This window comes from Salinispirillum marinum (assembly GCF_042650105.1).
Classification (GTDB): domain Bacteria; phylum Pseudomonadota; class Gammaproteobacteria; order Pseudomonadales; family Natronospirillaceae; genus Salinispirillum; species Salinispirillum marinum.
Window position 1 is genome coordinate 863,638 of record NZ_JBHSAL010000002.1, and the last position, 11,810, is coordinate 875,447.

The 11,810-nt window shown below is 51.1% G+C and carries 15 protein-coding genes; 5 read left to right on the forward strand and 10 right to left on the reverse strand.

Going from position 1 to position 11,810, the window contains the following annotated elements; genetic code table 11:
• Positions 1-75: 75 nt before the first annotated feature.
• The 5 genes from ACFOSD_RS11155 to ACFOSD_RS11175 all read right to left on the reverse strand — a co-directional run bounded on the left by ACFOSD_RS11155 (position 76) and on the right by ACFOSD_RS11175 (position 3,630).
• Entirely contained in the window at positions 76-828 is a 753-nt protein-coding gene (locus ACFOSD_RS11155; RefSeq protein ID WP_380696502.1) for a flagellar hook assembly protein FlgD, read from the reverse strand.
• Positions 829-843: 15 nt separating this feature from the next.
• On the reverse strand, positions 844-1,284 hold the full coding sequence (gene flgC / locus ACFOSD_RS11160; protein ID WP_380696504.1) for a flagellar basal body rod protein FlgC: 441 nt from the start codon (positions 1,282-1,284) through the stop codon (positions 844-846).
• A gap of 2 nt (positions 1,285-1,286) precedes the next feature.
• Complete coding sequence (gene flgB, locus ACFOSD_RS11165) at positions 1,287-1,685, reverse strand: flagellar basal body rod protein FlgB (protein ID WP_380696506.1); 399 nt, start codon at positions 1,683-1,685, stop codon at positions 1,287-1,289.
• Positions 1,686-1,835: 150 nt separating this feature from the next.
• Complete coding sequence (locus ACFOSD_RS11170; protein ID WP_380696508.1) at positions 1,836-2,660, reverse strand: CheR family methyltransferase; 825 nt, start codon at positions 2,658-2,660, stop codon at positions 1,836-1,838.
• A gap of 19 nt (positions 2,661-2,679) precedes the next feature.
• On the reverse strand, positions 2,680-3,630 hold the full coding sequence (locus ACFOSD_RS11175) for a chemotaxis protein CheV (protein WP_380696510.1): 951 nt from the start codon (positions 3,628-3,630) through the stop codon (positions 2,680-2,682).
• A gap of 103 nt (positions 3,631-3,733) precedes the next feature.
• Between ACFOSD_RS11175 and flgA the strand changes: the two genes are divergently transcribed.
• The 4 genes from flgA to ACFOSD_RS11195 all read left to right on the forward strand — a co-directional run bounded on the left by flgA (position 3,734) and on the right by ACFOSD_RS11195 (position 6,925).
• Complete coding sequence (flgA, locus tag ACFOSD_RS11180; RefSeq protein WP_380696512.1) at positions 3,734-4,474, forward strand: flagellar basal body P-ring formation chaperone FlgA; 741 nt, start codon at positions 3,734-3,736, stop codon at positions 4,472-4,474.
• A 111-nt stretch (positions 4,475-4,585) separates the two neighbouring features.
• Entirely contained in the window at positions 4,586-4,897 is a 312-nt protein-coding gene (flgM, locus tag ACFOSD_RS11185) for a flagellar biosynthesis anti-sigma factor FlgM (RefSeq protein ID WP_380707602.1), read from the forward strand.
• 50 nt (positions 4,898-4,947) lie between these two features.
• Positions 4,948-5,406: a flagellar export chaperone FlgN gene (flgN, locus tag ACFOSD_RS11190; RefSeq protein ID WP_380696516.1), complete on the forward strand. Its 459-nt coding sequence runs from the start codon at positions 4,948-4,950 to the stop codon at positions 5,404-5,406.
• Positions 5,407-5,446: 40 nt separating this feature from the next.
• Positions 5,447-6,925: a hypothetical protein gene (locus ACFOSD_RS11195; protein WP_380696518.1), complete on the forward strand. Its 1,479-nt coding sequence runs from the start codon at positions 5,447-5,449 to the stop codon at positions 6,923-6,925.
• Positions 6,926-6,966: 41 nt separating this feature from the next.
• On the opposite strand, the gene ACFOSD_RS11200 is transcribed toward ACFOSD_RS11195, so the two are convergent.
• From ACFOSD_RS11200 to ACFOSD_RS11210, 3 genes are read right to left on the reverse strand one after another with little or no spacing between them, the layout of a single operon-like run.
• Positions 6,967-8,763 carry an ABCB family ABC transporter ATP-binding protein/permease gene (locus tag ACFOSD_RS11200; RefSeq protein ID WP_380696520.1) on the reverse strand — a complete coding sequence of 599 codons (1,797 nt, stop codon included), beginning with the start codon at positions 8,761-8,763 and terminating at the stop codon, positions 6,967-6,969.
• A gap of 11 nt (positions 8,764-8,774) precedes the next feature.
• On the reverse strand, positions 8,775-9,056 hold the full coding sequence (gene ppnP, locus ACFOSD_RS11205) for a pyrimidine/purine nucleoside phosphorylase (RefSeq protein ID WP_380696522.1): 282 nt from the start codon (positions 9,054-9,056) through the stop codon (positions 8,775-8,777).
• Between the two features lie 46 nt (positions 9,057-9,102).
• Positions 9,103-9,345: a hypothetical protein gene (locus ACFOSD_RS11210; protein ID WP_380696524.1), complete on the reverse strand. Its 243-nt coding sequence runs from the start codon at positions 9,343-9,345 to the stop codon at positions 9,103-9,105.
• Positions 9,346-9,418: 73 nt separating this feature from the next.
• On the opposite strand from ACFOSD_RS11210, the gene ACFOSD_RS11215 reads away from it, so the two are divergent.
• Positions 9,419-9,919, forward strand: a complete 501-nt coding sequence (locus ACFOSD_RS11215; protein ID WP_380696526.1) for a hypothetical protein — start codon at positions 9,419-9,421, stop codon at positions 9,917-9,919.
• Positions 9,920-9,924: 5 nt separating this feature from the next.
• Here the strand turns inward: ACFOSD_RS11215 and ACFOSD_RS11220 are convergent, their stop codons facing one another.
• Positions 9,925-10,638, reverse strand: coding sequence for an HdaA/DnaA family protein (locus ACFOSD_RS11220; protein ID WP_380696528.1), 714 nt, complete (start codon positions 10,636-10,638; stop codon positions 9,925-9,927).
• A gap of 4 nt (positions 10,639-10,642) precedes the next feature.
• The gene (locus ACFOSD_RS11225) at positions 10,643-11,734 is read right to left on the reverse strand and encodes a DUF2066 domain-containing protein (RefSeq protein ID WP_380696530.1); all 1,092 of its coding nucleotides are present in this window, start codon (positions 11,732-11,734) and stop codon (positions 10,643-10,645) included.
• Positions 11,735-11,810: the final 76 nt, after the last annotated feature.

An 11,810-nucleotide genomic window follows, 5' to 3' on the forward strand; every position in this document is an offset into this window, starting at 1 on the left:
CGAGCGGCAAGGCTTCGCCATAAACGGGTAAATATTCATTTACCCGCGCTATTCTGTTATGTCGTTATATGCGTGTTAGAAAACGCTATTAATACGCGTTACTTTATCCAAAGTGGTTTCACGTCCACTGTCCAAATTCAAGACCACGGTGTTGTCCGCTTGAATGGATACGCTGTCCACGCGCGAGCTCATGGAAAGGTCTTGAGCCATATTCTGTCCCAAGACATTACCCATAACCCGGAACGTATACTCCCCTTCCGGATGCGGCAAGATATTGCCGTCTTCGTCCGTTTCAAACTTGTCGTAGTCAATATCCGCCATTTCGCCATTCACTTCCAAATCAATGCCGTTCCATTTGAACGTCAGCTCCCCATTTGACTGAGGACCCAGTTCAACCGATTCAATGATTTGTCCGCTGCTGTCTTCGATCTGTAGCATCAAGTTATCAGCACCACTGGCCACATTGGCGGTTCCAAATACCAATTCACCATATCGCAACGTACTTTCTTGCTGCCCATCAACGGTGACAGAGCCACCGACTAGGCTACTGGCTTGTAAGGCCTGACTGGACTTCATAGCGGTGGCCAGCTGGTCAAAACCACCGCTCATGTTGGTGATGCCTTCTACGGTAGAAAACTGCGCCAACTGGGCAATAAACTCACCGTTTTCTTTCGGCTCCAATGGGTTTTGATTGGTCAGCTGAGCGATCATCAATTCCAAAAACTGATCTTTGCCCAATTCGCCGTTATCTGCTTTAGCGGGCGCTTTTTTGTCAATGCCGTATTGCTCTAACGCACTGCCCGGGCCGACTTGATTGATATTAGACATTCTGGCTACCTACCCTTATCGACCTAGCGTCAGTGTTTTCTGCACCAATGTTTTGGCGGTGTTAAAAACTTCTACGTTCACCTGAAAGGTACGAGAAGCGGAAATCATGTCGGCCATCTCTTCCACCACGTTCACGTTCGGATAGAACACATAGCCTTCTTCATTGGCCATCGGGTGCGATGGATCAAAACGCATCTCCAGCGGACCATCTTTTTCGACAATAGCGGCCACGTTCACGCCGTTACCGATGTCCTTATTCGCGGTAATGTGCCGGAAGTTAGGGTCATGGTACTGCTTGGGAATCATTTGAAATACAGGCTTACGGGCTCGATACGTTTCATCGATGCTGGAACTCACACTCTGCGCGTTCGCCAAGTTACTGGCTGTGGTGTTCAAGCGCACTGACTGCGCGTTCATGCCAGACCCTGCAATATTGATGGTGTTACTGAATGACATGATTATTCTCCTCGCAGTGCGCTGCGCAAGCCGGTGAATCGGGAGTTCAGAAACTCGAAGGTTGCGTTGTACGCCATGGCGTTCTTGGTAAATTCTGCGTGCTCTACGTTGTCGTCCACCGTATTGCCATCAATCGCGGGCTGGTACGGTGTGCGGTACAGCATATCCTGGTTCATCGAGCCACGGCCCGCCAAGTGCTTACTGCTCGTGCGCTCCACGGGCAAGCTGGCATTCTTGCTCACTTCACCACGTAAAATGGCTTCAAAGTCGATGTCGCGGGCTTTAAACCCAGGGGTATCCGAGTTAGCCAGGTTGTTCGCCAACACTTCTGTACGCTGTGCACGAACCAACAGCGCCTGCTGGTGAATACCTAACGAATTTTGAAACCCTAAAGCGGACATGGACTAAGCTCCTATGGTGACTGCGTTTTCTAATACAACATACGTGCCAAAAACAGAAAACCCGCATAGAATGCGGGTTTTTGGGAATTCACCATTGAAAAAAGCGGTTTTACACGACAAAGATTGCCGCTTTTTCCGCTGCCACTGCCGCTATTTTTTGCGGTAAATAATGCCGGGGCGGCAATGCACCATTTCATAGTAATCGTTCAACCCGTTAACAGCTTCCGAGGCACCCACAATCAGGTAGCCTCCCGGACGCAGTGCTTGATGCATCTTCTTTAAAATCTGCATTTTTAATTCTGTGGTGAAGTAAATCAGCACATTGCGGCAAAAGATAATCTGAAACTGCCCAAGCATCGAATAGCTCTCGAGCAAATTTAAAATACGGAATTCCACGCGTGACGAAATGTTGGGCTTTATGCGCCAGCGGCCATCGGCGGTCTGGTCAAAGTATTGCTTTAATTGGGCGGTGTCCAGGCCGCGTCCAAGCGCCAACATGGCGTACTCTCCGGCCTTTGCATCGCCCAGGGCGCGTGTGCTGATGTCGGTAGCGATAATCTTCTCACCCTGAAAGACGCCGGGGCGAGTGCGTTTAAACTCTTCCATGATCATAGAAATGGAATAAGGCTCTTGCCCTGTCGAACAGGCCGCAGACCAAATACGCAGCGGTTGCTTCACCTTTTCAGCGGCGTATTCCGGCAACAATTTATTGCGCAAGATGTCAAACGGGTGCATGTCACGAAACCACAGGGTTTCGTTGGTGGTCATGGCATCCACCACTTGGGCCCGCAAGCCACCTCGCACATCTCGCTCAATCAACTTCACCAAATCGGCCAGGGTTTCTGCTTGCGTGTCCTTTAAAATGGTTCGTAGACGGCTCGAAACCAAGTATTGCTTGTTGGGGCCTAGCGCAATGCCTGAATGTTTCTCCAGAAACTGGCTAAATTCCTCGTAACCTTTGCTAACAGCCGACATAGGGCTGGGTACTCCTTACTTATTCTTCGAGCGCAGGCACAGAACCGCCACGCGCCATGATTTGATCGATAACTTTTTGTGCTAATTCATCCGGGTGAAATTTGGCCTGGAAGTCATTCGCGCCCACTTTCTGCACCATCGCTTTGTTAAACACGCCACTCAAAGAGGTGTGCAGTATGATGTGCATGTCTTTCAATTCCGGGGTATTACGAATGTTGGCCGTCAAGGTGTAACCATCCATTTCTGGCATTTCAATGTCCGAAATGATCATCGCAAACTCGTTTTTCGGGTCTTTACCGTCAGCCAGCATTTGGCGCAAATAATCCCACGCTTCTTTACCGTCTTCGAGCACCACGGTTTCAATACCAATTTGTTCAACACAACGACTGATTTGCTTACGCGCAATTCGAGAGTCGTCGACAATCAATACTTTATTGTTCACGGCAGCTTTACGGGCATCATCGGTAATCAAACCTTCACGAATGGTTTCATTAACCGGCGACACCTCGGACAGAATTTTTTCAACGTCGATGATTTCCACCATCTGATTGTCCAGTTTGGTCACCGCCGTCAGATAATGATCATGCCCGGTTCCCTTTGGCGGTGGCAAAATATCTTCCCAATTCATGTTCACTATGCGGTCAACCGAATGCACCAGAAAACCCTGCACCCGATTGTTGTATTCGGTAATGATCACAAAGGCATCTTCAATATTGTCCAGCGCCCGCTTTCCGGTGGCTAACCCAAGGTCAAGAATGGGTGTCGTCCCGCCTCGGATGTGGGCAACGCCGCGCACCACCGACTTACTTTTCGGCATACTGGTAAGTTTAGGACACTGCAAAACCTCTTTCACCTTGAACACATTGATGCCGTATAGCTGCTTACCGGCCAAACGAAACAACAATAATTCTAAACGGTTCTGCCCAACGAGTTGGGTTCGTTGGTTGACACTGTCTAATACTCCGGCCATTTCAGCACTCCAGAATCTTGGTGACTGGCATAATAATTGAATGTTTTACTGCCTGCGGTACATCCCGTCGAACTTCTGACATTGTAGACCAAAAGGCACGTGCATGGCGCAGTTCGTAACAGCCCTGATCACATTCTTCCGCGTCTTTGTCGCCGGTCTGTCACTGCTCCTGTCGGCAACCCACAGCATAGCGCTTGACGAAGACCGTTTACAACATACCTTACAGCAGTACATTACTACCAGTATTCTAGACCATTATGCGCAAGCGACGGCAGAAAATATTTCCATCACGATCAACATGCCGAACGCTGTGCGTTCCTTGGATGAATGTACGGCACCGCTGGAGATCTCTGCCAGCCGTAATCAATGGGTAGGCAATGTCCGTTTGGTGGTCAGTTGTGCAGGCGAATCTACTTGGACAACGTACATCACCGCCAGTGTCGGCATGCATCTGCCGGTTGTCACCCTCAGTCGGTCGCTGCCGCGAAACAGCGTGATCACAGCCGACGACATCAGCATGCAAGTTAAAAATATCGCCGATGAACATCAAGGTTTTTACTTGGATGCCGATGCTGTCATTGGCTCTGCGCTGGCGCGTGACCTTGGCTTAGGTTATGTGTTGCACAGTCGTGTGTTAAATGCACCAACGCTGGTTTCCCGTGGAGATGCTGTAACCATACGCGCTACCGGCGGCGGAATCTCTGTATCCATGGCCGGTACGGCCATGATGGATGGCACAGAGGGGCGTCAAATTTCTGTCAGAAACAACAGTTCGGGCAAAGTCTTACGGGCTTGGGTAGTAGACCGGGGGCTGGTTGAAGTTCCGTTTACGGCCACCCGATAATGCCCATTTCACGCGTCAAAAAAAACGCGCAATTAAATGCATTTTGTACTAAAGTTTTTTATGCCGGTGCCGCTACTGCATCTAGCGGAACTGTATTTTGAGGGCAACATCATGGCTATAAATTTCAACAACGGTATCGGGTCAGGCCAGAACAGCCTGAACGGCACCAAAGGCAAAGACAACGTTACACCCTTACATCGCGACGGGATGAACACGTCTAACGGACAGGGTGCGAAAGACGACTCAGTGAATTTGAGCAGTCAGGTACAATCCTTGCAGAGCCTTGAGGCAGAGATTAAAAAAATGCCTGATGCGGATTTGGGTCGTGTAGACCAAATCAAGTCAGCCATCGCCAATGGCGAATACACGATTAATTACGAGCGACTGGCAGCGGCCATCCAGAAATTCGAGGGTTCCCTCTGAATTTAGCACCTTGAGACCGCTGCATGGGATGCTAATGAGGAGCACACCGTATGCACTGGTCCAATGAACAAAGTACCGCCCTCCACAATATTCTTGTTTCTTTACTGCGCACCGGGCGGCAAATGCTTGCCGTCCTAACGGCAGAACGTGATGCACTGATTCAGCGCGAACCCCCTGCCGCATCCATCACCGAAGAAAAAGCGCAACTGGCCAGTATCCTTGCGGATATGCATGGCACCTACGACCAATTGATTGATGGACGGAACATTGTCGATTTACGTCAACAGTTGGCCAGTGAAGCACCGGACTTAATTCTTTTATTGGATGATGTAAAAGCCATCTTGAACGACTGCGACGAATACAATCATATCAACGGTCGCTTGCTAGCGCGCACCCACATTAAATACCAACTGTTAAACCGACTATTAAAAAATAGCCATCCTGATCCGACCTACTCTCGCGGTGGACAACTGTCGGAATCGAACCATGGCAGCCTTGGCAAAGCATAAAGATTCAACTTCATCATGACTCGGACAGGCGATTTGGCCCATGTATATTGAACCGTTGGCGCTATTTATTCTGCTGGAAGTATTTATCGCCGTCATCGTGGTATCCGGCTTCCTGTTCTATAAAAGTCGCCTGTTGAGGGTCATGATTGCGATCTTGACGCATTTGCGCAAAGAGCGCGCCCGCCGTGAAATGGAACGACGTGCCGAGTTGGCCAAACTGCGCCAGGAAAATAAAGCGCTGGCCGCTGACGTGGTAAAGATTCGGGAAGACAGTGGCAACAGTTATCTGCAACAAATTCAGTCGCGCTTGAAAGAGGTAGATGCAGAAACGAGTCGCCGGATGAAGGATGCCTCCGAAGAAGAAGGGGAAGACATTTCCCATCAAGCGCAACTGCGTAAAATTTTTCTCGAATACGAAGCCCTGATGTCGGCCCCGGGCGCTAACCGCGAAAAAGCCACCGAAGAGTTCATTCAGCAATTAGAGAAGGCCGTAGGCGCGCGAGCCAACCTTATTCCGGTTGACTCGGAACTGGGTCAACTGCAAGAACAAATTGAACTGCACAAAAAGCGCATTGCGCTGTTGGAGCCGTTCGAAGCCCAGGTCAATTCGCTGCAGGCTGAGTTGGATGAGGCTGAACGTAAGATTGAAGAGCTCCGCACCATCACAGAAAATGACTTTGGCCCCGGCTATCAATCGTCCGAGCCCGGCGAACACACCGATGAAATTCATCGTTTGAAATCGGAACGTTTTGACTTAATGGAATCGGTCAACGAGTTACGCCTCAAACTACAAAAAGCCATCGCAGACGGTAACGCACAAGACATTGTCGATCTGATGGAGTTACAGATTTCGCAGCAAGCGCAGTACATGAAGGAATCTGATACGGCCATTACCCTGCTAGAAAAAGAGTTGGAAACTGCCAATAAGATGGTCTCCGATTTACGCTTCAAGTTGGAAAACATGCCTGCGCCATCGGGTGTCGACTTTGAAACCGCCGAAGCCGTTGAAACCTTAAATACGGAAAGTGTCGAAAAGCTCAACGACTACGCGAACGATCAGAAGAACAGCATTGCTGCGATGCGCGATAACCTGGTGGCCTTTCGTGCCGCAAAAGAAGAAAGCGAGCGCGAAGAGCTACTGGAACGCCAGAACAGCCAGATACAAACCATGGAGGCTTCTCTCAAAGAATCTGAAACCTGCGTGATGATACTGGAAAACGAACTGCGCGATGCGAACGAGAAGATTGGCAAGCTGCACAAAGTCGCCAAAAAAGCTAAAAATAATAAAGAAGTGAATAAACAGGCGAACGAAATGGAGAACTTACTGCGGAAGTTTGTCACCGACAGCGAAGACATGGTGGCCTGCATTGGCGGCCTGGAAAACGAGAATCTGGAGCTTCGCGCCAAGTTGGTGGATATGGGCGTCGGCGAGAGCGAGCTACCGAAACACGTCTTACCTCCCGACGCCATGAAGATCAAAAAGCACCCACCAGTGCCGCAAGAAGAGGACGAAGATTAAGTCACCGAAAGACGCAATTGAAAACCGCCATTGGGCGGTTTTTAGCCTTCTAAGCGCTCCCGCTGCTGCATCGCCCACAACTGCGCATAACGCCTGTTGAGTTTTAACAACGCTTCATGCCTACCCTGCTCCACCACTTGACCGCCATCCAACACCACAATTTGATCAGCATCCGTAACAGTGGAAAGGCGATGCGCAATCACCAAGGTTGTATGGTTAGCGGCCACGGTGCGCATGGCATCCAAAATCGCACCTTCGGATTTTGAATCCAGTGCCGAGGTCGCTTCATCAAACACCACAATGGGCGCGTTCTTCAACAGCACCCGGGCAATGGCAATGCGCTGTTTTTCGCCGCCGGAAACCTTCAGTCCGCGTTCACCCACCATGGTCTGGTCGCCGTCTGGCAAGGCCGCAATAAATCCGTCCAACTGCGCCATGCGTATCGCCTCGGCAATCTCTGCTTCGGTGGCGGTCGGGCAGCCATAGGCCACGTTGTCTCGAATACTGGCATTAAACAGTACGGTATCTTGCGGTACGATGGCTATGTTCTGGCGTACACTGCTTTGCGTGACCTTACGAATGTCTTGCCCATCGATTTCAATGACCCCATCCCAGACGTCGTAAAAACGATACAGCAAGCGCGCCAGAGTGCTCTTTCCGGCACCCGAGGCACCGACCACGGCAACCTTACTACCGGCGGGAACGGAAAGTGAAAAGCCCTTAAGAATGGCGCGGTCCGGGTGATAGCCAAACATCACCTGCTTGAACTCTACACGGCCAGTTTGCAGCACTAAGGGTGCGGCATCCGGTGCGTCTTGAATGGCTGAGGCACGGCTCAACAGACCCAACATATTTTCCAGGTCCGTCAGTGCCCGACGTATTTCCCGGTAAACAAAACCTAAAAAGTTGAGCGGTATAAAAAGCTGAATCATGTAGGCGTTAATCATGACCAGATCACCTAAGGTCATGCTGCCATCCACCACCCCTTGCGCGGCCATGATCATCATGGCGGTAATGGCGAGGGCGATGATGAGTGCCTGCCCTGAATTGAGCGCCAAAAGCGAAAGTCTATTTTTCAGCTTGGCGCTTTCCCAGCGGGCCAAAAATCCATCGTATGCCGACGCTTCAAACGACTCATTATTGAAATACTTGACCGTTTCATAATTCAACAGGCTGTCGATGGCCCGGGTGTTGGTGGAGGAATCGGCCTGATTCGCTTCGCGCACAAAACGGTTGCGCCACTCGGTTGTGATAATGGTGAACAGAATATAGAAACCGACCGCAATCACCGTAATCAGGGCGTACCATGGGGAAAAGGCGAAGGTAAAAATGGCCGCGACCATCAGTATCTCAAACAGCGTGGGAACGATGTTGAACATCAGGAAACGCATAAGGAAACTGATGCCACTGGTACCACGTTCTATATCGCGGCTAACCCCGCCGGTCTGGCGTTCCAAGTGAAACGCCAGTTCAAGTGCATGCAGGTGCTTGAATACCCTCAAACCTACTTGTCGCATGGCATGTTCGGTTACGCGACTGAACAAGGCATCGCGCAATTCACCAAAAAACACCCCACCAAAGCGCAACAGCCCATAGAACAGCAAAAAGGCCAAAGGCAAAATCACTTCAGGCTGAAGACTACGATCAACACCATCGACAATGTTCTTCAATGCCCACGGCATTAACAAGGTCGCACCTTTGGCGGCCAACAACGCCAATACGGCCAGAATAACGCGGCCTTTAAAATCCCATAAGTAAGGCCATAGATAGCCAATGGTTTCTTTAAGCCGCAATGAATTCTTCGTAGGCGGGGCATCCACCCCGCGTGTACCACCCATACCCTGCACGGTTAGGCGTAAGTACAGAGATACGCGGTATCTTGCGCTACCTGAAGTTTGAACGATGCGTGCGCAGGCACTTCAAATACAGCACCGGCTTTGAAGGTTTGCCAGCTTTCACTACCCGGCAATAAAACGGTGAGCGCACCGCTGATGACTGTCATGGTTTCGTGCTGCGACGTGCCAAACTCATAGTCACCCGGCGCCATCACGCCAACGGTAGCTGGCAGTTGTTCACCTTGAAAGGCAATAGAAGCAACTTTCCCGTCAAAATATTGATTCACATTAAACATAAATTATTCTCAAAAGTAGGAAGTAAAATAGCTGGATGTAAAAATGCTAGGGGGCTTCATCTTCGTAGTAGCCATCGTCGTCACCTTCGATCAGCTCGGTGGTCACCGGTTGACCGCACTGTACACAGCTTCCGGTAATGTACACCCGATCACCGATGGCGTACTCTTCAGGATTGGTCATGCCCAAATCAGCCGCCATGCAGTTCTGACACCACGTTTGACTTAGAAAAGCCGCCTGTTCTTCACCGTCGCGCGCATAAAAGTCGCGCGGGATTCTTTCATCACTCATATCGTCACCCGTACCCATTCTTCGGCGCGCATTATACAATGCGCGGAAATCTATAACAGGAAAATAGTGTCGTATGACCTTCCCCGCCATGATCGCCCTTGAATACAGCGAATACGATGAACGCGGATTTCCTACCGCCATTGCTTGGACTTTAGATGACGGGATGTATAAAGGCGTCCTAATCCAACCCGTAGACGAGTGGTTGAACCACTTGAACGATGACGTAACCGCTATGGACCGTCCGGTCTCAGAGCTGCTGGAAATGGGCGAAAATCTGGTCGATATAGCACGTGAGCTGGCTGAAGACCGGTCCGAAGGAACGCTGTATGCTGAGGACCCAGAGCTGGTGGCCGCCATGCTGGAACGCTTTTACACCGCTCTTGAGCAAGAATGCCCGTATGAAGTGGCACCCATGCTAGAAACCTTTGCCGAGTGGGACGCCGAACACGTGGAGTCTATCCGCCGCCTCTACATTGACCGCCTGGACCTTTCACCACATTTAGCGGAACAGAACATTCTGGCTTGGCGTGCCGCCTATGCGCATTTGATGGAAGAGAAAACTAATACGCTCTGAAGACCTTACCACTGCATAACGGACTTAATAAACGGCGGGGTCAGTTTGCGTTGCGCCACTAGGGACTCCGTATCCAAACGTTGCAGGAGCGCGTTCAGACCCTGCCACTCGCGTGGTCCCCGATAGGCAATATAGAGCGCTGCCTCATGGCTTAGGGTTAAGCCATATTGGGCCGCCAGCCAGGTAATCGCGGCGGTCCAGTCGTCGTCTTCCGGGAGCTTCAATTGCGCCCGCATGCCCCAGCTTAAACGGGAATGCAAATCGGCCAGCATACGATCCGCCAGTTCTGGCAGCGAACAATGCGCCGCCAGCACCAACTGCAAACCCTGATCCTTTTGAGCATTAAACAAATGAAAGAGCTGTTGATCCCACTCCTGCTGACCCAGCACCGTATCCACATCGTCTAAACACACCAGCGGTGTACCTGCAAGCTCCAGCAAAACAGCCGGTGACTCATCCCGAACTTCCGTGAGATTAAGGTAAAACCCGCTACTGCCCTGCTCTTCACTTTGCTGGCAAATGGCTTGCAACCATTGCGTCAATCCACTGCCGTGCACGCCGTGCAAAAACAAGGAATTTTCGCTACCCGAGCACCAGGTTGACTGTAACCAGTCAATCAGCCATGCATTCGGTCCGGCAAACAGTGACGACAACCGAGCATCGGCGCGCAAGGTGACCGGCAAGGCTAATTGGGGATGACGGGTGGTGTTTGGGGTCATGCCTTCATTCCCGCCAAATGAACTGCAAGGCCACTACCTCATCAGCACGCTGTATGTCACTGAGCCCTTGCAGGCGTCCTTCCAGCGCCAAAATGTCCAGCCATTGTGTGGGCGGTGCTCGTAGTGCCAACTGATAGGTCGCCACATCGCCACGCATACGTTCCATGGTCACTGCGCTGACACCATTGACACCGCGCAGATAGCGCCTTACGGCCCCATGATTGGCAATATTGGTGACATTAAGCACATCTACCGTCAGCGTCTGAACGGGTGCCGACAGGTCCACTGCATAGCGATCGGCCAAGGCATCTGTTGCTAAACGAACCCCTTGTTCTATTACCGACGTTTGTGATTCACCAAAAAATGTCGCGGTAAATTTTTGTCCTGCGTAGAGAAAATGCCAGCGCCCAACCCATTGACCCGAATCAGGCTGCACCCCAACATAACCCGCCAACACCGGCTCCGTTTGATAGCGCGCAGCCAAGGCATTCATTGGCCCTTCATTACCGACCCATAAGTCATCTGCCGTTGCCAAAGCCAGATCGTCAATATCCCAGTCAGGCCAAAACAAAGGTATACCCTGGCGCTGGCCAGCCAATTGAGCCATGGCAACGCCATCGGTCGGAGTACCCTCGTGAATAAGGTCAATACGACCATCGTATGGCCCGGCCAACAACATCAAAACGCTGGGCCGTTGGGCAGACCAAATGGGAAAACCTGATTGCGTTAAGGCCTGACGCACGCGTTGTTCATCAAATACCATTTGTAGTCGATAAGTAGGTTGCGGGTTGCCGATCGCATCCGGCAACAAGGCATCACTGGCCCCAAAACCAAACTGTGCTAATACGTCATTCGGGGCTTCCAGTGCCGCCGCCACGGCACCACCGGCATCCGCCGCAGAAGGATCGCCAGAAACGCGCACCAACACTTCACGCAGTGCCTCACGCACCGCAGCCAGTTGAGTTCGCTGATCCGCGTTCTGCAATATAACCCGCTCCGCGGCATACAGATTGACCGACTGCGTGCGGGCTTGCGCCCCTGCCATACCGGAAAACAACAGGTACAGAAGCATCGAAATTGATATCAGTTTATTCATGCACTCGGCATTCCTAGAGGCTTATTCGAACGGTTTAGGGCGCTATTCTGACAAACTCTCTGCCATTTAACACGCT

What these genes read in the sequence shown, in the direction of transcription:
- ACFOSD_RS11155 (WP_380696502.1), bottom strand. Translation starts at nt 828, where the DNA reads ATGTCTAATATCAATCAAGTCGGCCCGGGCAGTGCGTTAGAGCAATAC.
- flgC (WP_380696504.1), bottom strand. Translation starts at nt 1,284, where the DNA reads ATGTCATTCAGTAACACCATCAATATTGCAGGGTCTGGCATGAACGCG.
- flgB (WP_380696506.1), bottom strand. Translation starts at nt 1,685, where the DNA reads ATGTCCGCTTTAGGGTTTCAAAATTCGTTAGGTATTCACCAGCAGGCG.
- ACFOSD_RS11170 (WP_380696508.1), bottom strand. Translation starts at nt 2,660, where the DNA reads ATGTCGGCTGTTAGCAAAGGTTACGAGGAATTTAGCCAGTTTCTGGAG.
- ACFOSD_RS11175 (WP_380696510.1), bottom strand. Translation starts at nt 3,630, where the DNA reads ATGGCCGGAGTATTAGACAGTGTCAACCAACGAACCCAACTCGTTGGG.
- flgA (WP_380696512.1), top strand. Translation starts at nt 3,734, where the DNA reads ATGGCGCAGTTCGTAACAGCCCTGATCACATTCTTCCGCGTCTTTGTC.
- flgM (WP_380707602.1), top strand. Translation starts at nt 4,586, where the DNA reads ATGGCTATAAATTTCAACAACGGTATCGGGTCAGGCCAGAACAGCCTG.
- flgN (WP_380696516.1), top strand. Translation starts at nt 4,948, where the DNA reads ATGCACTGGTCCAATGAACAAAGTACCGCCCTCCACAATATTCTTGTT.
- ACFOSD_RS11195 (WP_380696518.1), top strand. Translation starts at nt 5,447, where the DNA reads ATGTATATTGAACCGTTGGCGCTATTTATTCTGCTGGAAGTATTTATC.
- ACFOSD_RS11200 (WP_380696520.1), bottom strand. Translation starts at nt 8,763, where the DNA reads ATGGGTGGTACACGCGGGGTGGATGCCCCGCCTACGAAGAATTCATTG.
- ppnP (WP_380696522.1), bottom strand. Translation starts at nt 9,056, where the DNA reads ATGTTTAATGTGAATCAATATTTTGACGGGAAAGTTGCTTCTATTGCC.
- ACFOSD_RS11210 (WP_380696524.1), bottom strand. Translation starts at nt 9,345, where the DNA reads ATGAGTGATGAAAGAATCCCGCGCGACTTTTATGCGCGCGACGGTGAA.
- ACFOSD_RS11215 (WP_380696526.1), top strand. Translation starts at nt 9,419, where the DNA reads ATGACCTTCCCCGCCATGATCGCCCTTGAATACAGCGAATACGATGAA.
- ACFOSD_RS11220 (WP_380696528.1), bottom strand. Translation starts at nt 10,638, where the DNA reads ATGACCCCAAACACCACCCGTCATCCCCAATTAGCCTTGCCGGTCACC.
- ACFOSD_RS11225 (WP_380696530.1), bottom strand. Translation starts at nt 11,734, where the DNA reads ATGAATAAACTGATATCAATTTCGATGCTTCTGTACCTGTTGTTTTCC.